The 21058-nt window shown below is 66.5% G+C and carries 21 protein-coding genes and 1 tRNA gene; 10 read left to right on the forward strand and 12 right to left on the reverse strand.

The annotated features are described in order from the left end of the window. Positions 1-7: 7 nt before the first annotated feature. Complete coding sequence (locus AC4D14_RS12675) at positions 8-901, reverse strand: glycerophosphodiester phosphodiesterase (RefSeq protein WP_490902816.1); 894 nt, start codon at positions 899-901, stop codon at positions 8-10. Positions 902-1021: 120 nt separating this feature from the next. Here AC4D14_RS12675 and AC4D14_RS12680 point away from each other — a divergent pair, with 120 nt between their 5' ends. Beyond that, complete coding sequence (locus AC4D14_RS12680; RefSeq protein WP_490903308.1) at positions 1022-2269, forward strand: DUF445 domain-containing protein; 1248 nt, start codon at positions 1022-1024, stop codon at positions 2267-2269. Positions 2270-2303: 34 nt separating this feature from the next. Here AC4D14_RS12680 and AC4D14_RS12685 read toward each other — a convergent pair whose 3' ends face one another. Continuing rightward, positions 2304-3095, reverse strand: a complete 792-nt coding sequence (locus AC4D14_RS12685; RefSeq protein ID WP_490902818.1) for a hypothetical protein — start codon at positions 3093-3095, stop codon at positions 2304-2306. A gap of 187 nt (positions 3096-3282) precedes the next feature. Then, positions 3283-3549: a GlsB/YeaQ/YmgE family stress response membrane protein gene (locus tag AC4D14_RS12690; RefSeq protein WP_294568821.1), complete on the reverse strand. Its 267-nt coding sequence runs from the start codon at positions 3547-3549 to the stop codon at positions 3283-3285. Positions 3550-3888: 339 nt separating this feature from the next. On the opposite strand from AC4D14_RS12690, the gene AC4D14_RS12695 reads away from it, so the two are divergent. The 5 genes from AC4D14_RS12695 (at position 3889) to AC4D14_RS12715 (ending at position 8640) form a co-directional block, all read left to right on the forward strand. After that, positions 3889-4143 carry a DUF6458 family protein gene (locus AC4D14_RS12695; RefSeq protein ID WP_490902820.1) on the forward strand — a complete coding sequence of 85 codons (255 nt, stop codon included), beginning with the start codon at positions 3889-3891 and terminating at the stop codon, positions 4141-4143. A gap of 184 nt (positions 4144-4327) precedes the next feature. Beyond that, complete coding sequence (locus AC4D14_RS12700) at positions 4328-5095, forward strand: DeoR/GlpR family DNA-binding transcription regulator (RefSeq protein WP_490902822.1); 768 nt, start codon at positions 4328-4330, stop codon at positions 5093-5095. Next, a complete protein-coding gene (locus AC4D14_RS12705) occupies positions 5092-6111 on the forward strand; it encodes a 1-phosphofructokinase family hexose kinase (protein ID WP_490902826.1) in 1020 nt (339 codons plus the stop codon). Before AC4D14_RS12700 ends, AC4D14_RS12705 begins: the two co-directional genes overlap by 4 nt. Beyond that, complete coding sequence (locus tag AC4D14_RS12710; RefSeq protein ID WP_490902827.1) at positions 6112-8205, forward strand: PTS fructose transporter subunit IIABC; 2094 nt, start codon at positions 6112-6114, stop codon at positions 8203-8205. Positions 8206-8361: 156 nt separating this feature from the next. Next, positions 8362-8640 (forward strand): HPr family phosphocarrier protein, encoded by a 279-nt coding sequence (locus AC4D14_RS12715; protein WP_490902831.1) that lies wholly within the window; start codon positions 8362-8364, stop codon positions 8638-8640. Between the two features lie 189 nt (positions 8641-8829). Here AC4D14_RS12715 and AC4D14_RS12720 read toward each other — a convergent pair whose 3' ends face one another. The 5 genes from AC4D14_RS12720 to AC4D14_RS12740 form a co-directional block, all read right to left on the reverse strand. Beyond that, the gene (locus tag AC4D14_RS12720) at positions 8830-9555 is read right to left on the reverse strand and encodes a hypothetical protein (RefSeq protein WP_490902833.1); all 726 of its coding nucleotides are present in this window, start codon (positions 9553-9555) and stop codon (positions 8830-8832) included. Continuing rightward, positions 9552-10274: a hypothetical protein gene (locus tag AC4D14_RS12725; protein WP_490902835.1), complete on the reverse strand. Its 723-nt coding sequence runs from the start codon at positions 10272-10274 to the stop codon at positions 9552-9554. The genes AC4D14_RS12720 and AC4D14_RS12725 overlap by 4 nt, the downstream gene beginning before the upstream one ends. Before the next feature lie 219 nt (positions 10275-10493). Beyond that, complete coding sequence (locus tag AC4D14_RS12730) at positions 10494-11789, reverse strand: endonuclease/exonuclease/phosphatase family protein (RefSeq protein ID WP_490902837.1); 1296 nt, start codon at positions 11787-11789, stop codon at positions 10494-10496. Between the two features lie 128 nt (positions 11790-11917). Beyond that, the gene (locus AC4D14_RS12735) at positions 11918-12562 is read right to left on the reverse strand and encodes a hypothetical protein (protein WP_490902838.1); all 645 of its coding nucleotides are present in this window, start codon (positions 12560-12562) and stop codon (positions 11918-11920) included. Between the two features lie 170 nt (positions 12563-12732). After that, positions 12733-12805, reverse strand: a tRNA-Lys gene (locus AC4D14_RS12740). Positions 12806-12897: 92 nt separating this feature from the next. Here AC4D14_RS12740 and AC4D14_RS12745 point away from each other — a divergent pair. The 3 genes from AC4D14_RS12745 to AC4D14_RS12755 all read left to right on the forward strand — a co-directional run bounded on the left by AC4D14_RS12745 (position 12898) and on the right by AC4D14_RS12755 (position 15362). Continuing rightward, the gene (locus AC4D14_RS12745) at positions 12898-13545 is read left to right on the forward strand and encodes a hypothetical protein (protein ID WP_490902840.1); all 648 of its coding nucleotides are present in this window, start codon (positions 12898-12900) and stop codon (positions 13543-13545) included. A gap of 188 nt (positions 13546-13733) precedes the next feature. Next, positions 13734-14351 carry a DUF47 domain-containing protein gene (locus AC4D14_RS12750; RefSeq protein ID WP_490902841.1) on the forward strand — a complete coding sequence of 206 codons (618 nt, stop codon included), beginning with the start codon at positions 13734-13736 and terminating at the stop codon, positions 14349-14351. Continuing rightward, positions 14352-15362 (forward strand): inorganic phosphate transporter, encoded by a 1011-nt coding sequence (locus AC4D14_RS12755; RefSeq protein ID WP_490902843.1) that lies wholly within the window; start codon positions 14352-14354, stop codon positions 15360-15362. A gap of 167 nt (positions 15363-15529) precedes the next feature. On the opposite strand, the gene pstB is transcribed toward AC4D14_RS12755, so the two are convergent. From pstB to pstS, 4 genes are all read right to left on the reverse strand, one after another. Continuing rightward, positions 15530-16309, reverse strand: a complete 780-nt coding sequence (gene pstB, locus AC4D14_RS12760) for a phosphate ABC transporter ATP-binding protein PstB (protein WP_490902845.1) — start codon at positions 16307-16309, stop codon at positions 15530-15532. A 31-nt stretch (positions 16310-16340) separates the two neighbouring features. Next, positions 16341-17444: a phosphate ABC transporter permease PstA gene (pstA, locus tag AC4D14_RS12765; RefSeq protein WP_490902846.1), complete on the reverse strand. Its 1104-nt coding sequence runs from the start codon at positions 17442-17444 to the stop codon at positions 16341-16343. Next, the gene (pstC, locus tag AC4D14_RS12770; protein WP_490903309.1) at positions 17445-18362 is read right to left on the reverse strand and encodes a phosphate ABC transporter permease subunit PstC; all 918 of its coding nucleotides are present in this window, start codon (positions 18360-18362) and stop codon (positions 17445-17447) included. It abuts the gene before it with no gap. A gap of 191 nt (positions 18363-18553) precedes the next feature. Next, entirely contained in the window at positions 18554-19672 is a 1119-nt protein-coding gene (pstS, locus tag AC4D14_RS12775) for a phosphate ABC transporter substrate-binding protein PstS (RefSeq protein WP_490902848.1), read from the reverse strand. 239 nt (positions 19673-19911) lie between these two features. Here pstS and AC4D14_RS12780 point away from each other — a divergent pair, with 239 nt between their 5' ends. Next, positions 19912-21039 (forward strand): FUSC family protein, encoded by a 1128-nt coding sequence (locus tag AC4D14_RS12780; RefSeq protein WP_490902850.1) that lies wholly within the window; start codon positions 19912-19914, stop codon positions 21037-21039. The last annotated feature ends 19 nt before the right edge of the window (positions 21040-21058 follow it).

A 21058-nucleotide genomic window follows, 5' to 3' on the forward strand; every position in this document is an offset into this window, starting at 1 on the left:
AACTCAATCACAATCCGCTGCCCCGAGTCGCGGATTCCTCAGCCGCATCCGAAAAGATGCGAATCATTTCTGCGGGATAGTCGGTTGTAATCTCCTGGACCCCCAGATCGGCGGCGAATTCGGCATCTTCGCGCGTATTGACCGTCCACACCCGGACCCGGATGCCGTCTGCAATCCACGCGCGCACCTGCTCCGGATGGTCCCGCATATAGGCGACGCCCGGGCCGGCGAGGCCCACCATGTGCGAATCGATCAGCGCCTCGCCCTCGTCAATGGCCCGGCGCATCAGGTTTATCACCGCCCCGGACATCACCGCCCCGAAGCTGAGCGCCTCCCGCACCTCCTCCGGCTCAATGTCGGCAACGAGCTGGCACAGCGCGTGGGGTGACGCCGTCTCTGCGAGGCGGTGCATCGAGTCGGGGTTGAAGCTCATGAAGCTGATGCTGACGTTCCCGAGGCGGGAGCTCTCAGGATCCCACCCTTCGTCGAGGAGGAACGCGAGCAGCTCCTCTTCGAGCCGCAGGCCGAAAGGGCTCGGATGCTTGAGCTCGATGGCAAGGGCGATCTCCCTGCCGGAGCGCCGCAGCAGCTCGAGGAGGTCGGAGAGCAGCAGGAACTGGTTTCGGACGCCACCGTACTCCGCCGGAACCGGAACACCCCGCCAGGAGGCGAAGTCAAGCTCGCGGAGCTCCGCCAGGGTGGAATCGGCCACGTCACCGCTTCCGCTCGAGGTGCGGTCGAGCGTCGAGTCGTGGATGCACACGAGCTGTAGGTCCCGGGTCAGGTGCACATCGCACTCGACGCCGTCGGCACCCTCGGCCAGCGCCTGGAGGAACGCGGCGCGCGTGTGCTCGGCGAACATCCCGCTCGCTCCGCGGTGGGCAAAAATCAAGGGACGCATGGGTTGCTCCTGCTGATCCGACGAAATAGACAAAACTACCGTCGCCCACGCTACGCGACGAGCCGCAACCTGGGGACGCATGGGGCGCGGCTCGATAGACTTCACTGTGTGAATGCATCGATGCTGGGCACTGACGAGCAGAGGGCTGCGGCGCTGCGGCGCATGAAGATCGTGGCAACGGGACTGCTGGTGCTGCTCGCCGTCATCTTCGTGACAGCGTTTGCGCTCCAGGATTCCTACCCGTGGCTCCAGTATGTGCGCGCGGCGGCGGAGGGTGGAATGGTGGGCGCGCTCGCCGACTGGTTCGCCGTGACCGCGCTGTTCAAGCACCCCATGGGCATCAAGATTCCGCACACCGCCATCATTCCGCGGAAGAAGGACCAGATCGGCGAGTCCCTCGGGCAGTTCGTTGAGGAAAACTTCCTGTCGGAGTCGGTCGTGCGGGCCAAGCTCGATTCGGCGGGCATCGCCCAGAAGGCCGGCGCCTGGCTGGCGCGCCCGGAAAGCGCCGACCGCGTGGCCGTGGAGGGGGCGGCCCTGATCCGCGGAGCGTTCACCGTCCTCAATGACGAGGCCGTGCAGTCGGTGATCGAGTCGATGGTCCGCCGCCACATCCTGGCACCGCCCTGGGGGCCTCCGGTGGGCCGCCTCGCCGAGCGCATTTTCCGCGAAGGCCACCACCACCGCCTTGTCGACCTGCTCGTCGACCGCGCCGCCGAGTGGGTCGACGCGAACTACGGCGTCGTCACGCGCGTCGTGGCGCAGCGCTCCCCCACCTGGGTGCCGCGCCTCGTCGACGGTGTGGTGGGGGACCGGGTGTACGCCGAGCTGGCGAAGTTCATTCGGGCCGTCCAGGACGATCCGGAGCACGAGGTGCGGATCGCGCTCGATAAGTACCTGAAGGATCTGGCACAGGACCTGCAGTACAGTCCGGACACCATCGCGAAGGCCGAGGAGATCAAGGCCCAGCTGCTCGATGACCCGCGGGTCAGGGACCTGACCGCCCGCACCTGGAGCACAATCAAGACGGCATTGCTCGAAGCGGTGAACAATCCGCAGAGCGAACTGACCACGAACTTCAAGGCCGCGGTCCGCGACTTCGGCATGCGCCTTTCAACCGACCCCGAGCTGGCGGGTAAGGTGAACCGGTGGATCTCCGACGGCGCCGCCTACGCCGTGCGCACCTACCGCAGCGAAATCGCGAGCGTCATTTCCGAAACCGTTGCGCGCTGGGACGCCGATGAAACCTCGCGGAAGATCGAACTGCAGGTCGGCAAGGACCTGCAGTTCATCCGGATCAACGGCACTGTTGTCGGCTCGCTCGCCGGCCTCGCGATCTTCGCCGCTGCCCACGCGGCCTTCGGCTAGCTCAGGGGGAACCGCTGGGGCCGGCCTCAGCCCCTTAGCCCTTGGGCTTCCCGCCCGCGGCTTCCGGGGCGGAGGCGTCAAGCACGTTTGCAAGATCACCGGGGACCACCTGGGGAGGCGGGCCGAACGCCGTGCGGGTGGCGTTGATGACTGCCTTTCCCATCATGTGGTTTCCCGCACCGCCCACGGCTGCCCCCACTCCGAACGGGAGGGCGCGGCCGAGGAGGGCGCCGCCCTGCCGGGCGAGCATCTTGCGGACGAACCGTCGGCGGATGCTGGCGCTGAGGGCGCTCACCATGGACGCAGGAGCCGCACTTCCCACAGCGGTGCCCCAGGGCTCGGACCCTCCCTTGCCGCCGCCGAGGCCGGACTGGATGAGCGCCATGCCCTCCTCTCCCATCAGGATGGCCATGACCATGGTGCGCGAGCGCTCGGGGTCGTCGGTGTGGACGCCGTGCAGTTCGGCAATCGACTGGGCATAGAGGGCTGTCGCTTCGAGGAACCCCACTGTTGCCGCCGCCGACAGGCCCAGGGAGGCGATGGTCCCGATGGCGGGTACGGCCGCGGTTGCCCCGACTGCCGCTCCCGCTACGGTGATTGCGCGAAGGTAGTCGCGCTCGAGCATTTCGGAGAGTTCAGCGGGCGAGGCGTGTGGGTGGGCCTTGCGGATGCGGCGCAGGTTGGCCAGCACCAGCGGGCGCTGGACGTCGATGGCCCGCTCGATGGCGCGGTAGATGCCGGGCTTGGGATTGCCGTCCTTGTCGAAGAGCGCGCTCGATGCGGCTTTGGCTGCGGGATTGAAGCGGGTCCTGTTCAACGGGTTCACTCGCATGAGTTCCTTCCAGTCCTTTTCGCCGGCACGGCCGGGCGTCATTAGTCTAGGCCCGGGCAGCGCCTCGCGGCACTGATGGTTTTTTGCGGGGCCCGGCAAAATGAAGGGCGTTCCCGGAGATCCGGAAACGCCCTTCTACGGCTGTTCCCCCAGGTTCAGCCGGTCACAACTTATGCGCTTGTTATGCGCGGCTGCGGTTCTTGGTTACAGCGCCGTAGATGAGCAGCACGATGATCGCACCGCCGATGGCGAGCAGCCAGGTGGAGAGATCGAAGAAGCCTTCAATTCCGGTTCCGAAGAGCGCACCACCGATCAGGCCGCCGAGGATCGCGCCGACAACGCCGAGGACGAGGGTGATGACCCAGCCGCCGCCCTGACGCCCCGGCAGGATCAGCTTGGCGATGGCGCCAGCGATGAGTCCGAGAAGAAGAAAACCTAGAATACCCATGAGATGCTCCTTTGAGTGATGGTCATCCGCCGGAGCGAATAACGCAACTGATAAAACCGATGCACCGAGGTGCAACTTTTAGATACTCTACTTCATCAGCATGCTTAGGGTTCAATCCTATCACCCGAACTTTTACGATAAACCTCCGAATCCCCCTGCCGCAATGCCCCGGCGGGCGGACGAGTACCCGATCCGGCGCCGGGCGTCCTCCCGGGATTAGCCGCAATGGGAAGTATGCTGAGCGTTACCGTATTGTCACCAGGCAGCACGGCGCCGCGCGGGGAAGCGCCGAATGAATTGCCGGCTCCGCGGCGCATTTCGACCAAAGGAGTAATGGGCATGAGAATCGGATCCTCAATAGCAATGATCGCGATAGGGGCAATTCTCGCTTTTGCGGTTAAGGACGTCGTCAGCTTCGTCGACCTGACCCTTGTCGGGTACATCCTCATGGGGGTTGGCGTTCTCGGCCTGATCATCTCCCTGGTGCTCAACGCCCCCCGCAGCCAGCGCCGGGTGACGGAGTCGCGGTCGATCTCCGATCCGGGCACCGGCGAGACGGTCACGCGGAACGAGACGCGCGAGGGCGGGCTTTAATTACACAGCGAACGGAGGCAGGCCAGGGCGCTACCGCCCTGGCCTGTTTTTTGTCCAGCACCGGCCCGTGCCGGGTAACCGTTGACGCCCGGGCAAAACCGGAGATACTCTCACACAACCGAAGACGCACGGAGAACGGCCAGGAACGAGATGCGCCAGCTGGCACATCACCCATGGAGTCGCAATGTTCGCTGAGGAACGCCACCGTCACATCGGCACGCTCGTGCGTACCGATGGCCGCGTCACCGTGACGGATCTTTCCGCGAGGTTCAACATCACCCAGGAAACGGTGCGGCGCGACCTTGCCCTCCTCGAAAAGGACGGACTGCTCCGGCGGGTGCACGGCGGGGCCGTAGCCGAGAACCTCGCGGCGACCAGCGAGTCCGACCTCGCCAGCCGGCAGACCCGCTTCCGGGCCGAGAAACTCCGCATCGCCAAGGCCGCACTCGAGATGCTTCCGGCCACGGGGTCGGTGGTGCTCGACGCCGGCACCACCACCGGGGCCCTCGCGGCACTGCTCGCCGGCGAACACCGTCCGGGGGTAACCGTCATCACCCACTCCGTGCCCATCGCGCACGCGATCACCGGCTCGGCCCTGCACCTCGAGGTGATCGGCGGCCGCGTCAGGGCCTTGACCAGCGCCGGAGTCGGAAGCAGCGCCGTCGCCTCGTTCTCCCGCCTGCGCGCCGACCTCGCCTTCGTCGGGGCCAACGGCATCTCCCCCAAATTCGGCCTCAGCACCCCCGACACTGACGAAGCGGCGGTCAAGACCGCGATTGTCCACGCAGCGCGCCGGGTGGTCCTTGTTGCCGACTCCTCGAAGTTCAATGAGGAATCCCTTGTCAGCTTCGCCCAACTGGAGGATATCGATGCGTTCATCACCGACCGCCGTCCCGGGGCTGCACTCGCCGCAGCGCTCTCCGCAGCCGACGTCGAGGTGGTGACCGCGTGATCCTCACCCTGACGGCGAATCCGAGCATCGACCGCACCGTCGAACTGCCATCACCCCTTGCCCGCGGAGCGGTGCAGCGCGCCGTGGCCGCTCATGCTGAAGCGGGCGGGAAGGGGGTCAACGTCAGCCGGGCCCTCGCCATGTCGGGTGTCCCGACGCTTGCCCTCCTTCCGGGGGACGACGACGACCCGGTGCTTGCCGGCCTCCGCGCCGCGGCGGTGCCCTTCCGCAACCTGCCCGTGGGGGCTCCGCTGCGCACCAACACCGCCTTCACCGAGCCCGACGGCACAACGACAAAGGTCAACGAGCCCGGCCCCCTCCTCGACGCCGGGCAGGTGACCTCGCTCGTCGAGCTCGTCGTCGAAGCGAGCCCTGGAGCCTCGTGGCTGGTCCTCGCCGGGTCGCTTCCGCCCGGCGTTCCCGCGGATTTCTACGCCTCGCTCATCGCCGCCGTGCGGACCCGCCTCGGCGCGGGATCTCCCCGGATAGCTGTCGACTCCTCAGGCAGCGCCCTTGCCGAAGCCGCCCGCGGGGCCGTCCTGCCCGACCTGTTGAAGCCGAACGCCGAAGAACTCGCCGAACTCGCCGGCATTGGCACCGGGGACGAGCTTGAGGCCGACTTCCAGCTCGCGGCGCGGGCCTGCCGGGCCTTGATCGACGCGGGAACGGGTGCCGTGCTCGCCACCCTTGGAGCCCGCGGCGCCCTGCTCGTCACCGCCGAGGGTGCCTGGCATGGCCAGCACCCGCCGGTCACTGCCCGTTCAACCGTCGGCGCCGGCGATTCGGCCCTCGCCGGGTACCTGCTGGCTTCCGCAGCCGGTGAAACGGCTGAGAACTGCCTGCGGCAGGCTGTCGCCCATGGCTCCGCGGCTGCCTCATTGCCCGGATCGACGGTCCCCTCGCTCGATCAGACCACTCCCTCGGCGGTAACCGTCACTGCCCTGGCAATTCCCGCTCGAACGCACGGCGGCGCACCCGCGCAGCACGCAGCACCGTTCCCAAAGGAGGAAAATTGAATGTCCGATCTCATTACGCCGGAACTCGTCACTCTCGATGTGGACCTCGGCAGTGACCGCCAGTCGGTAATACGTTATCTCGCGGAGCAGGTGACCCAGCAGGGCCGAGCGACCGCCGCCGAGGGCCTCTACGCCGATGCCCTCGCCCGGGAAGAGAAAACCGCGACCGGGGTGCCGGGAGGTATTGCGATTCCGCACTGTCGCTCGACCTCGGTGACCCAGGCCACCCTGGCCATGGCGCGCATCAACCCGCGGGTTGACTTCGGTGCGAAGGACGGCCCGGCGGACCTCGTGTTCTTCATCGCCGCCCCTGAAGGCGCCGACCAGGAACACCTCAAACTGCTCTCCAAACTTGCCCGCTCCCTGATCCGCAAGGACTTCACCGCGGCCCTGCGTGCAGCGGCTTCCCCGGCCGAGGTCGTTGATCTGGTCGAAGGCGCACTCGGCACGGGGAAGAATGCGACACCGGTTGCGGCGGCCGGAGCCGCGGCGCCGGTTGCCTCGGCGGCCGGCCAGTCGGGCGCCCACGCTGCGGCACCCGCAGCGGGCGACGGCGCAGCGGGTTCTCCCTCCCCCGCTGCGGGGGACGGCGGAGATGGCGCGGTGCGCCGGCTCGTCGCAGTCACTGCGTGCCCCACCGGAATCGCGCACACCTACATGGCGGCCGATTCGCTCGTTGCTGCGGCCAAGGAACGCGGAATCGACCTTCAGGTCGAGACTCAGGGCTCCTCCGCCGCGACCCCGCTCGACCCCTCGGTGATCGCAGCGGCCGACGCCGTGATCTTCGCGGTCGACGTCGATGTGCGCGACAAGCAGCGCTTCGCCGGACTCCCGGTCATCAGCGCACCGGTCAAGCGGGGCATCGACGAGCCCGGGGAAATGGTTGACGAGGCAGTCGCCGCGGCCCGGAATCCGCAGGCGCGCCGCGTCGCGGGCACCGCCGGCGGCGCTGAGGGTGATAGCACCGAGAAGGCCGGAAGCGAGAGCTTCGGTTCGACGCTCAAGCGCGCGCTGCTCACCGGTGTCAGCTACATGATTCCGTTCGTTGCCGGCGGCGGGCTGCTGATTGCCCTTGGCTTCCTCCTCGGCGGCTACGCCATCACCGACGTTGCAGACGCCGTCGTGCTCGAGAACAGCCTGGGCAACCTGCCCGAGGGAGGGCTCGGAACCTACCTCGGCGCTGTGGCTTTCAAGATCGGCCAGCTGTCGCTGGGGTTCCTGGTTCCGGCCCTTGCCGGCTACATCGCCTACGCGCTGGCCGACCGGCCCGGAATCGCTCCGGGTTTCGTGGCGGGTGCGGTTGCAGGATTCATGGGGGCCGGTTTCCTTGGTGGCATCGTCGGCGGCCTCCTCGCCGGTTACGTGGCACGGGTGATTGGCCGGCTCAGCGTGCCCCGCTGGCTGCGCAGCCTGATGCCTGTTGTGATCATTCCGCTGCTTGCCTCGCTCATCGCTTCGGGTGCGATGTTCCTGCTGCTCGGCGGACCGATCGCCGGGCTCACCAATGCACTCAACGGCTGGCTGTCCGGGCTCACCGGGACCGCCGCGGTGGTCCTTGGCATCATCCTCGGGCTGATGATGGCGCTCGACCTTGGCGGCCCCGTGAACAAGGTCGCCTACTCGTTCGCCGTTGCCGGGCTCGGCGCCGGCAGCGCCGCCAACCAGGCACCGTGGCAGATCATGGCCGCCGTGATGGCTGCCGGCATGGTCCCGCCGCTGGCCATGGCCCTCGCCACGTTGATCGACCGCAACCGGTTCTCGCAGGCAGAGCGGGAGAACGGCAAGGCGGCCTGGCTGCTCGGAGCGTCGTTCATCTCCGAGGGCGCCATCCCGTTCGCGGCGGCCGACCCGCTGCGGGTCATCCCGGCCTCGATGGTCGGATCAGCAGTGACGGGTGCCATGATCATGGGACTGGGGGTAACCTCGCAGGCGCCCCATGGCGGATTCTTCGTCTTCTTTGCGATAGGCGGGTTCGGTTGGTTCCTCCTGTCGATCATCGTCGGCACCGTGGTTTCCGCCGTCGTGGTCGTTGCGCTCAAGCGCTACGCCTCACGCAACCGGGACGAAGTCGCAGCCGAACCGGTGAGCGTGTAGCGCAAACCCCGCGCATCGGCGACCCCGGCCCGCCTGCTTTGGAGAGTCCCTTCACTGAGGGACTCTCCGGAGCAGGGTGGCTACCCTTACAGAACCTTAGAAAAGGAAAAGGCCGGCACGAGTCAACGGCCCAACCACCGAGCAAAGGAAATCCGAATGTCAGAACGCAAAGCCACAGTCGCCAGCCGCGTCGGCCTGCACGCTCGCCCTGCCTCGATCTTCGCCGAAGCTGCGGGAGCGGTTCCTTTGGAGGTGACAATCGCCCTCGAGGGGGATCCGGTCGACGAGGCAATGGACGCTTCGAGCATCCTTTCGCTCATGAGCCTCGGCGCCTCCCACGGGGACGTCGTGGTGCTGCGCGCTGAAGGAGAGGGCGCCGACGCGGTCCTTGAGGATCTTGCGAAGATTATCGAGACGGATCACGACGCCGAATAGGCCGTGCCGTGCTGGCGGTTCCAGCCAGGAGGTGAATCCCCGGTACGTCCACCCGTTCTAATGGACGCACCGGGGATTCGTAACCATCCGCTGACCCCCCACGGTCAGCGGCAGTTACATAATCATTATATTTTCACACTGTCATGAAAACGTGAACCGATTTTGAACACGATTCGGTCTCGAAACCGATCAGCGGGGCTGTCTGCTGTGCTTTCGAGCCCTCAGCCTGCGCTTGCTGAACCAGATAAGGGTCAGTCCCGAGACAACGAGCAGGATTGCGGCGAACGGCAGCAGCACGTCCAAGGGACCGAGCACGCTGCTTTCGACAAACACCCGAACCGCCGCAAAGGCAACGATCAGCGCGAAACCCAGCCCGAGCAGCAGGCAGGCGACGCGGTGGATTCCACGGAAGGAGCGGTTGCGGGCCGCGGCCACGGCCGGCAGGACAAGGCATGCCGCAACATAGCCGGGGTAAAGCCTGCCGACAGCCGCGTAGAGCTGGACCTCCTGCTGGTCCTTGAACGCCGCCAGCCCCGTTGAGGAGCCGCGCAGGTCGCTCAGGAGGAACAGGACGACGGTGCAGGCAACCGCAATGACCAGCACTGTTCTGCCGACCGGCCCCACGAGCCGGGACCGCGACCGCCGGCAGCCGAAGGCCGCGGCCATGCGCAGGCCGAGCAGGATGATCACCGCATAGAGCGAGAGCCGGATGACGAGGTTTGCGAGATTTTCGCCGCCGAGGGCGGAGTCGACGGTGAGGTAGATCGGCGGCAGCGACAGCGCGACGGCCACCGAGAGCAGCACCAAAGCGGTGAACACGGACCTCCCCTGCCCCCGCACTGCGTCGGGGAGCCGCAGGCCGGTCCCGATCAGGCACAACACTAGGGCGGCCCACTGGACCGTTTGGACGCTCATCCGAGGTTCTCCAAAATTGCACGGTCCTTCCGGTCATCCGCTTCAGCCTTCTTCAACTGCTTGCCGAGCACCTCGAGACGGTCGCGCCCCAGGAGCACGAGGTCGATCTCGCTCAGCGCCTCAAGCGCCCGGCGCCGGCCGTCCTCGGGCCAGCCGCCCTCGGCTGCGGTCAGGAGCCCCGTCACGACCAGCCCGCTGGCGAGCGAAACCCCTGCGATGCGCGCTGCTTCAACCGCGAGATCCGGGCTGAGCCTTCCCGCGGTGAGCTGCGCCGAAATGTTCTGACGGGCGACGCCGGTACGCCGCGACAATGCCTGGCGCAGGTCCCCCGGATCGATTGCTTCGATCCAGGCCCGCACCGAATTGCGGTGGGGAAAGGGCTGGAGCTCGAAGGCCGTCTCCTGCCGGTCCTCGCTGTGCTGGACCACAAGCCTGAGCACGTCGATGTGGGAAACCTGGCTGAGGAGCTCGGCCTGGGTGGGCGCCCGGATGCCCGTGGGCAGATCGGCGTAGCCTTCGAATTCGCCAAGGGCCCGCACCGGATCGAGTCCGTAGCCGCGGGCGATGGCAATGACTGTTGCAACCGACACCTTGCCGCGGACGAGCTGCTGCGCGAGGGTCGACCGTTTCAGCCCGGCGGTCCTGCACACATCGGAGACGGTGTCGTGCGGAGCGATCCGCACACGCCACAGCTGGAACGCCTTTGCCGTGACGGCCATATTCGCCTTCCAACTGGACATTTTCGGACCACTTCGCAGTATACTTAAACCGCTGGCTCCCCTTTCTGCGATTCCCCCATACGCAGAACGCGGAGCCAGTTTCAATTTTAAGCCTGAGAGGTCAAAACAGGGATCGGTGCAGGTAGCCAGCCGGGTGGAAAACGAGAATGCCGCCGGCCAGGGTGCCGGCAGGGCCGGCGCCCTGGCGGAAGTCCGGAGCTATTTCCGCGGAAGCCTCACGTCGGTGAAGACGAGGCGGTGATCGCTTGAGGGGAACGGATAGATTCCGGTGAGTTCGGATCCCTCGGTTCCCACCCGCGGCCAGAAGACCCCTGAGCCGAGCACCGGAATGTTCTTTGAGGGAAGCACGTAGTCAACGCGCAGGTTCCCGGCACCGAGATCCTCGAAGTCCGCGGTGTCGTAGCGGGGACTCGTCGAGTGCCGGGTGTTCGCCCCGCCCTGGAGCGCCGAGGCTTCCTCCGCGCCTTCGGAGGAAGGCAGGGGATCCTCGATGAGCCGGTGAAACAGGAGTTGGCCGATCGAGCCGGGGACCGAGTCGCCGTCGAGCGGGTCGCTGTTCTGGTCTCCCATGATGACGAACCGGGAACCGCGCGCCAGCCCGCCCCGCACTCCCGCGTCGTCGTAGAGGTAGGCGGCCGTCTTCCCGCCCTCGACGTAGTCCGCCCAGAGACGGATTTCGTCGTTATTGCGCTTGCCGTTGCGGTCTTCACGGCCGTCGAAGACCGGCGGGGTCGGATGGCTCGCAAGGACATGGACCGTCTTGCCGCCCACCTTGACCGGCACGTCCCAGTGGGACTTGCTCGAAAGCCGGACGCGCTCGAGCTCGTCGGGCGAGTACCAGCCGTTGCCTTCGGTTGAGACCGCGTCGGTGGGAAGCAGCGCACCTGGCATGTCCTTCCAGAGGAACTCCTGGAAGGTGCGGATGTTCGCTTCATCGATTGGGTATTTCGAGTAGAGAACCATCCCGTACTGGCCTTCGAAGGCCCCGAAACCGAAGGCGTCATCGGGCCCGCCGGTCACGCCGTCGTTGTTCAGGTCGAGCCCGCTGGGAACCCCGGTGTTGGAGGGTGCGACGTAGACGTAGGGGTAGGTGACGCCCGCACGGCCGCCCTGGCCCACCTCGAGGTAGTTGGTGCGGAAGAGGTCGGCGGCTCGGTGCTCGGAGTCGTAATCGAACTCGTTGAGCAGCAGCACGTCCGGATCCGTGCTCTGGACTACTGCCGCGATGGTCCGCGCCTGCGCATTGTTCCTGGTGCTGAGATCGCGGACGAGGCCTCCGGCGTTCGGGCGGGTAAGGCTCGCGTTGTAGGTTGCGAACCGCACTCCGGCCGTAACTGCGCCGGCCGCATTTCCGCCGGCCCGGGATTCTGCGCTGACGCGGGGTTCGGCGCTGAGGCGGCCCGGCTCGACCGCGGCGGCACCGACGGGAAGGGCTCCGACGACAAAAAGAGCTGCTGCGGCAGCTGTCGCAAGGCTTCTTCTCACTAGGCGCATTCGTCCCTCTCGAAACACTTTTCCTCCGGGATTCCCACCCTACAGGGCATCCGCCGGGGGGAAAGGGTCCTGCGGTAACGATTGTGGATCGACTGTTCTCCGGCGCGGAAGCCGGCGGCCTGCGGCCCTTACGGGCGGGGCTGGGAGGCCGCGTCGAGGAATGCCGAAGGTGCCGCGCGGCCGGCCGGCAGGGCCACCCCGGCTTCGCGTTCCGCGGCAATCAGTGCGTGCTCGAACCGGCGCACCGCGGCCCGGTACCCGCCGGCAACCTCGAAGCCCGTGTGCCGATTCGAGCCGCCCGCCGCCCGTGCCGCCCACTCATTGTCCGAGTCACGCAAAGCAGCGAGCACGCGGCGCGATGCGGCCCTGGAGGGGTCGGACATCGCCGGGTAGGCGATGGCTTTGCCGGGATCCAACTCGTAGTCGATCCAGCGGCGCACCGCCGTTTCGTGGCGCAGCCGAAGGCTTGCCCATTCCGTTTCCGCCGCGGCTTCGGCCAGGCCCGAAGCCCGCCTCCGCTGCCGCAGCGCGACGTAAACCGCGAGGATGGAAGCGATCAGCAGGACGGCAAGAATTGCAGGCTTCCCGCCCGGGGATCCTGCGCCCGCGGCGGCGAGGGCGGTGACGGTGAACACCCCGGGGAAAATCAGCCAGAACAGGGAGTCAGCGTCGGCCCGCCGGCTCAGGGCCACGTCGGCCCGCCAGGCCGTGAAGCAGGCGGCAGCAACCGCTGCCAGCAGCGGGCCGGAAAGCCCGAATGCGACGTCGCTCATGGGAATCCTCATGACTGGGCGCCAGTGCCCGGCACCCGTTCGGAGCTACTTCCCTCAATTGCAGACCGCCGGAGGGCGTTAGTCAACGCCCAAGCGCAGACGCCGCCGCTTCGGCAATGCAAAAGCCTCCGCCGGCCATGGCCGACGGAGGCTTTCCACTCTCGAAAGAGTGGGCCCTGTGGGGCTCGAACCCACGACCCACGGATTAAAAGTCCGATGCTCTACCAGCTGAGCTAAAGGCCCGTCATCGGGCGGGCTGGACCCAGCCAGCTCGAACGACCTTTTAACTTTATCGTAAATCCCCGCACCGCTGGTGCAGGAGTATTCTCGTTCCCATGGACGGCGACTACACAAACAAGACCCCGCGGCCGCACAAGCCCAAGCCATTTGCTCCTGTTGACTTCGAGGTCTTCGCCGGCGGCGTCGACCCGTCGCGCGTTTCCGAAGCGGCGCACATGGCGGCGCATGCGCTGGTCCACCACGGCCGGGACAACGACGATCCCGAGGTGACCCGCCGGTTGGTGGAGCTGGCCGACAGGCAGGGTCTTGAGGCGGTCGCGGAGATGTGGGCGGAGAGCCCGGCACGGTCCCTCCCCGGGGCTCTGTGGCGCCTTTACGCGCTGCGGGCGGCAACGCAGAAGGACCCGGAGCGGATCGCCTCGTACTTCAGCGCCGGAAAGGAGGTTGCGCAGGTCTCCAAGGTGGTGGCCGGCGTTGCCGAACCTCCCGGTGCCACCGAGGTCGCTGAAATGGCCGACACCATCCTTTCGGGGGCGTTCGAAGGGGAGTTCGACGTCGCCCTTGAACGCTTCGCGGCCTTCTGCAGGGTGATCGCCCTCGGACAGGCAAACCATGCTGCCGACGCCGAACACTCAAACAGTGCGCACGCGGCGAAACTGACGAGGAACTCCCACCAGCTCATTAAGACGGCCGAGGACCTTGAGCACGCCGCAGCCGCCTGGCGTCGGGGAGAGCTTGACTAACGGCGCCGGAGGCGCGTGTTGACACAGACGCCGCAGAGGAGAAAACTGAAACTGGCGTCGGACCGTGGAACCCCCGGGCTTCAACACTCAGCCGCTTCGAGCGGCCTTCCGCCGAGAGGCGCTCCCGGTTCGGCGCCATTACCATGCCATCCATCGAGTCCAGCCGCACCTGAGCGCAGGAAGCATCCGTGAAGTTACGCCTCTTCCCCCAGGAAACCGCCGGTCTCGAGCTCCTCTCCCGAATGGCCCAGCAGCTCGTGCTCGGAGTCGGCACGATGTCGGCTGTTCTTGGCGCCGCGACCGAGGAGTACGACAGGCTCGCCGAGGAACTGCACCAGCACGAGGCGGCTTCGACCGACCTCCACTTCGCACTGCTGACCTCAATGCGCACCTCCTTTGTGAACCCCCTGCCCCGGGAGGACATGTACTCCCTCTCACGGCTCCTCAACGAGGCAATCGAGAAGCTCGACGGGGCCGCCGAACTGATCGCCCTGTACAAACTCAGCAGGCTGAGCCCCCGCGCCGCGGAACAGCTCGAGGTCATCAACCGGCAGGCCGAGCTCACCGCCGTGGCGATGCGCCGCCTGAATTCGATGGACGAACTCGAGGAATACTGGATCGAAATCCTCCGCCTTGCCCGTCGAGCCGAGCGGACCCACCGCAGTTGGTGCGCCGAGCTGCTTTCGGACCACAAACCGCTCGCCTACGCGCGGCACCGGGATGTTGCAAACCAGCTTGTGGATGTGACGAAAGACATCCGCAAGGTCGCCACCCATGTTGGCAGCATCCTCGTCAAGGAATCCTAGGTGGAGCCTGTCCTCCTGGTTGCCGTGATCGGCCTGGCGGGAGGTTTCGCATTCCTCAACGGGTTCCACGACGTCTCCAACTCCGTGGCGACGGCCGTGCGCACCCGGGCGCTGACCCCCACAGTCGCGGTGCTGCTCGCGGCGTTTTTCAACCTCGTCGGAGCGCTGCTGAGCACCTCCCTTGCGCTCTTTTTCGCTGACGAAGGGCTCCGCCTGCCCCCGGGCACCACCGGACTCGGCGTGCTCATTGCCGGGCTGCTCGGCGCCGGCTGCTGGGGGCTCTTCACCTGGTACCGCGGCAAGCCAAGCTCGTCGACGCATGCCCTGATCGGGGGGCTGATCGGGGCCGGCGCGGCCTCGAGCCTGCTCGGCGGCGAAGCGATCGCCGGCCCGGGCCGGGTGCTCCTCCTCCAGATCGTGCTGCCGCTGCTGCTCTCCCCTGTTGTGGCCTATCTTCTGGCGTATGTCGCAGTGTTCCCCGCGATCTGGCTGCTGCGCTACAACTCCCCCCGCAAGGTGAACACGGGCAACCGGATCGGTCAGTCGGTTTTCGCGGGGATCTTCGCCCTCGGGCACGGGCTGCAGGACGGCCAGCGGACAATGGCCGTGATCCTGCTCGCGCTCGTGGCCACCGGGGCTTCCTCAGGGACGCAGATGCCGCTGTGGGTGCAGGTTTTCGCGGGCGTCCTGCTGGCGTGCGGCTCGCTGTGCGGCGGCTGGCGCATCACCCACACCCTGGCGCACCGGCTCGTCCGCATCGACCCCCTGCGGGGCATGACGGCCCAGGGGGTCAGTTCGGTCATGCTGTTCGTAGGGGCGATCTCGCTGCAGGTCCCGCTCTCAAGCACCCACACAATGACGTCGGCGATCGTCGGAGCCGGCGCCAACCAGCGCTTCGCCTCGGTGCGCGGCTCCGAGCTGCTGCGGATCCTCCTGGTCTGGCTGGCCACCGCCGCCGTCGCCGCACTCCTGGGCGCCGTGTTCTTCCTGGCGCTGAGCCCGCTGTTCTAGCCTCGCGGCACAGCTTCCTTTCACAACTTAACTTCCCGGTACGGCTCCCGCTCCGCTTGGGCCGTACCGGGCGCGGCCTGAACGCGTCGGCTTAAACGCGTCGGTCCCGCCGCCGCCGGGATGTTCCGGGCGGGACGGCGGGACCGATGATCGGTTTTACCCGGGGGTTATCCGAAGCGCCCCGAGACGTAGTCCTCGGTCGCCTTCACGGAGGGCTTGCTGAAGATGGTTGCCGTGTCGCCGTACTCGATAAGCTTTCCGGGCTTGCCGGTTCCGGCGATGTTGAAGAACGCCGTCTTGTCAGAAACCCGTGCCGCCTGCTGCATGTTGTGGGTCACGATCACGACCGTGTAGTCGTTCTTGAGCTCGTTGATGAGATCCTCGATGGCGAGCGTGGAGATCGGGTCGAGCGCGGAGCAGGGCTCATCCATGAGGATCACCTCGGGCGAGACCGCGATCGCGCGGGCGATGCACAGGCGCTGCTGCTGGCCGCCGGAGAGTCCCGAGCCGGGACGGCCCAGCCGGTCCTTCACCTCGTTCCACAGGTTTGCACCCTGCAGCGACTTCTCAACGAGGTCGTCGGCGTCGGACTTGCTGATCCGCTTGTTGTTGAGCTTCACGCCGGCGAGGACGTTGTCGCGGATCGACATTGTGGGGAATGGGTTGGGCCGCTGGAACACCATGCCGATCTGGCTGCGCACGGTGACCGGGTCAACACCCTGGTCGTAGAGGTTGTCTCCATCGAGGAGCACTTCGCCCTCAACCCGGGCGCCGGGGATGACCTCATGCATGCGGTTCAGGGTGCGCAGGAACGTTGACTTGCCGCAGCCGGACGGACCGATGAACGCGGTGACCGAGCGGGCCTTGATTTCAATATTGACGTCCTCTACGGCAAGGAACTTGCTGTAGTAGACATTGAGGTCCTTGACGTCGATTCGCTTGGACATGAATTCCTTTTTCGTTTGGTACCGCGCGGGCTCAGCGGCTTGTCTTGGGGGCGAACATACGGGCGATCAGGCGGGCGGCGAGGTTCAGCAGCATGACCATGAGGATCAGCAGGAGTGCCGCCGCCCACGCCCGCTGCGTACTTGGGTCGGTGTTTGTGGGAGAAGTCGGCGTGAGGATCTGGTAGTAGATCAGCGTGGGGAGGGTGCTCATCCAGCCGCTGAACGCACTCCAGTTGATGGCGCTGGCGAATCCTGCCGTAACAAGGATAGGCGCCGTTTCGCCGATCACCCGGGCGATCGCGAGGGTTACGCCAGAGGCGATACCGGAAATGGCAGTGGGGATGACAACCTTCGTGATGGTGCGCCACTTGCGCACGCCAAGGGCGTAGGACGCCTCGCGCAGCTCGTTCGGCACGATCTTGAGCATTTCCTCGGTGGAGCGGACCACCACGGGAATCATCAGAACCGACAACGCAACGGCCGCAACGAAGCCCGTGCGGGTTCCGGGCCCGAACAGCAGACCGAAGAGGGCAGCCGCGAAGAGACCCGCGACGATCGAGGGGATGCCGGTCATCACGTCGACGAAGAACGTGATGGCGCGGGTCAGCGGGCCGCCGGTGCCGTATTCGATGAGGTAGATGGCGGCGAGCAGGCCGATGGGCACCGAGATGGCCGTTGCCCAGAGGGTGATCTGCAGGGTGCCGATCACCGCGTGGTAGGCGCCGCCGAGCACGGGAGTTCCCGCTGCGACCGACTGGTTGTCAACGGCACCGGTCACGCCGTTCATCGAGGTGAACAGGAAGTCGTAGGAGATTCCGGGCAGGCCGCGCTCGAGGACAGTCCACAGCACGGACAACAGCGGCAGGAGCGCGAGCACGAAGCACCCGTAGACGAGGTACGTGGCAAGCGAGTCGGTTGCCTTCCGCCCGCCTTCGACGACGGCCGTCACCCCGGTGGCGCCGAGAATGAAGAACACGGCCGAGAGGACACCCCAGGTCACGGCGCTGAAGCCCACGAGGGAGGCGACGGCCGCACCGAAGATGAGTGCGGCGCCGAGCACCACCCAGACGGCGTAGGAGGGCAGTTTCCCCTTGGTGAGCTGGGACTGCCGGCGGGTGAGGGTTGCATTTGTCATTTAGTTGGCCCCCGAGAAGTCCTTGTGGCGGGTGATAATCCAGCGGGCCACCATGTTGACGGCCAGGGTGATGAGGAACAGGACGAGGCCGGCGGCGATGAGTTCGCTGAGCCGGAGCCCGAAGGCCTCGGGGAAGTTGAGGGCGATCTCCGCGGCGATTGTCTGGTTGCCCGATGCGATGAGGCTTGCGGTGAGCGCTCCGCCGGAGAGGACGAGGGCCACTGCCATTGTCTCGCCAAGCGCGCGGCCAAGGCCGAGCATCGCGGCACTGATGATGCCGGGGCGGGCGAAGGGAAGAACCGCCATCTTGATCATTTCCCAGCGGGTGGCTCCCATCGCCAGCGCCGCCTCCTCGTGGAGGTTGGGGGTCTGGAGGAAGATTTCCCGGCTCAGGGAGGTGATGATCGGGAGCACCATGACGGCGAGGACGATGCCCGCCGTGAGCATCGTGCGCCCGGTCTGGCTGGCCGGACCTTCGAAGATGGGGATCCACCCCAGGTTTTCAGCAAGCCATGCGTAACCCTTGGCCAGCTCCGGGGCCAGGACCGCGTATCCCCAGGCTCCGTAGACGACCGAGGGGATCGCGGCAAGCAGGTCGATGACGTACCCGAAGCCCTGCGCAAGCCGCCGTGGGGCGTAGTGGGAGATGAACAGCGCCACGCCGATTCCCAGCGGGGTGGCGATCAGCAGGGCGATGAGGGCGGCAACGATCGTCCCAATGACGATCGGGAAGATGTAGGTGGCGAAGCCGGCCCCTCCGGTGATCTCCGAGGGGTCGGCGCTGGCCACGGGCAGCGCCTGCACCAGCAGGAAGACCGCCACGCTGAAGAGAACGGCGAGGATGAGGCAACCTGCGGCGAGTGTCGCGCCGGAGAAGATCTTGTCTCCGGACTGACCCGACCGGCGGGTCTCGGTCATCGTGATGGTGGACACTGGTAAACCCTTCGGAACTGTTGCGCTGGAGTGCACTTGATGAAGCGGATAGTGCTCTGGATAGTGTTCATCGTTCAACCGGCCATTACAAACCGGCGTCGGCGGTCCGGTCCCCTCGGACAGCCGACTGCCCCGCCCGGCCGCTGAGCGGCCGGACGGGGCATGGGTGTGATGCTTTAGGAAGCAACGGCGATCGAGTCGATCGCCGTCATCGCCTGGTCGCGCAGGGTGTCGGAGATCGGCGCGTTGCCGGCGGACCCGGCAGCGTCGTCCTGGCCCTGCTCACTCACTGCGTAGGTGGCAAACGCCTTGACGAGGTCAACCGTCTCCTGGTCCTCGTAGGTGGAGCAGTAGATGTGGTATGAGACAAGGACGATGGGGTAAGCGCCGGAAGCCTCGGTGTCGCGCTCGAGCTCGAGGGACATGTCGACGTCGGAGCGTCCTTCGACCGGCTTGGCAGCCTCAACGGCGAGCGAAGCGGCCTCGGGGCTCAGTTCGACGTACTCTTCGCCGACCTTGACATGCACCTGTCCCAGATCGCCGACTGCCGAAGCGTCGGTGTAGGTGATAGCACCCTCGGTTGACGAAGTGGTCGAGACAACGCCGTTGGTTCCCTGGGCGTTCTCGGCAACGATGTCGGCGGGCCATTCTCCGGAGGCCTCATCCGTCCACGCCTTGGGCGCCGCCTGGGAGAGGTATTCGGTGAAGTTTTCGGTGGTGCCCGACTCGTCGCTGCGGTGGACAACGGTGACCGGGGTGTCGGGAAGGTCGACGCCCTCATTCTGGGAGGCGATCGCGTCGTCGTTCCAGGTCTTGATCTCGCCGCGGAAGAGCGAGGCGATGGTTTCCGCGTCGAGGTTCAGCGACTCGACGCCCGGAAGGTTGAACGCCACGGCGATCGGGGAAACGTAGGCCGGGATGTTGATCGCGCCGTCGGGGCCGCAGATCTCCTTCGAGGCTTCGTACTCTTCGTCGTCGAGGGCGGCATCGGAACCGGCGAACTGCACGCCCTGGGCGAGGAACGCATCCCGGCCGGCACCCGAACCGTCGGGCGAGTACTGCACCGTCGCGCCGCTGTTCGCAGTCTGGAACCCCGACTGCCAGGCGGTCATTGCGGCGTTCTGGGCCGAGGAGCCGGCTCCGGTGAGGGTTCCGGTGACGGAGGCACCGGCTGAGGTGGACTCGCCGCCCTCAGCTGCCGGCGCGTTGGTTGCGTTGTCGGAGCCACAGGCGGTCAGTGCGAGCGCCGCAACGGAAATTACTGCTGCTGCGCGGCCAAAGCGAAGAACCTTCACTTGATATTGCCCCTTTCAGGGATTTAACGGTGGTGCGTGAGGCACCGAGTCGAATGAACGCGTCCTTGTACATCGTTCAAGCTAGGCGTCCCAGGTAACGAGATTGGCCGCACTACATGAACGGAAGGTGAACAACGCAGAGACATTGCTTTCAGGGGCTTGAGCCGGGCCCCTGCCGGAGGTAGGGAAACGGTGGTGCCCGCGGCGGTTCGGGGGGCCGGTTGTGGGAAACTGATGCCATGCCGCCGCGCCAGGGTTTATCAGCTGCAACGGCTTTCCTGCGCGACCGGACCCGGGTGGGCCTGAAGCGGAGCGCAAACTCGGTAGTGACTGCACTCCAGATGACCGTGTGCGCAGTCGGCGCGTATGCCTTCGCGGAAACGGTGCTTGGGCACAACGGCCCCCTCTTCGCCGCAACGTCGTCGATGATCTCCCTGGGCTTTTCGACCGACCCGCGCCTGCGCCGGGTCCTTGAGGTGGGACTGGGCTGCACCCTTGGGATAGCCCTCGGCGATGTTCTCCTCGCCCTGCTGGGCACCGGGATCTGGCAGGCCGCGGTGGTGCTCCTGATCTCGATCCTGCTGGCACGGTTCCTTGACGGCGGAACCATCTTCACCACGCAGCTGGGCCTTCAGTCCCTGCTCGTGGTGCTGCTCCCCGCACCGGAGGGCGGGCCGTTCACCCGCAGTGCGGACGCCGTGGTTGGCGGGTTGTTCGCCCTTGTCATCACCATGCTCGTGCCTCGCGATCCCCGGCGGGAGCCCAAGGCCGACGTGCGGGAGCTCCTCTCCGAGCTTGCCGCCGTGCTGCGCGAGAATGCGTCGGCTCTCCTGACCAGCGACTCGACCCTCGCCTGGCACGCCCTGGTCCGCGCCCGGAACTGCCAGTCGAGGATGGATTCGCTTTCGAGCAGCCTGCGGGCCGCCCAGGAGGTCGCAACGATTTCCCCCGCCTACCGCAGGCACCGGGACGAGCTCCACGCCCTTGAGGGGTCGATCGAGGCGATCGACCTTGCCATCCGGAACAGCCGCGTCTTCACCCGGCGCCTCGCTTCGGTTATCAACCATGCGGCGCTGACCGATGAAGCAATCGCCTCGCTGAGCGAAGCCCTCGAGGACACTGCCGACGCGGTCGATGTGCTGAACCGGGCGCTCGCGGCCCACGACGCCGCCGAAAGGCGGCTGAACCTGCGCCAGGCCCGCAACGAACTCGCCGCCGTCGCGACCCTGCTGCACCCGGCAACCCTCAACGTTCACCGGCTTGAGGGCGAAGGGCTGATCCTGCAGTTCCGACCGCTTGTCGTTGACCTGCTTGAGGCAGCGGGCCTGAGCCACACCGAGGCCGCCGGCTACCTGCCCCGTCTATAGCCGCGCCGCCGGACGCTGC

Source organism: Arthrobacter sp. TJ-254, from assembly GCF_058269175.1.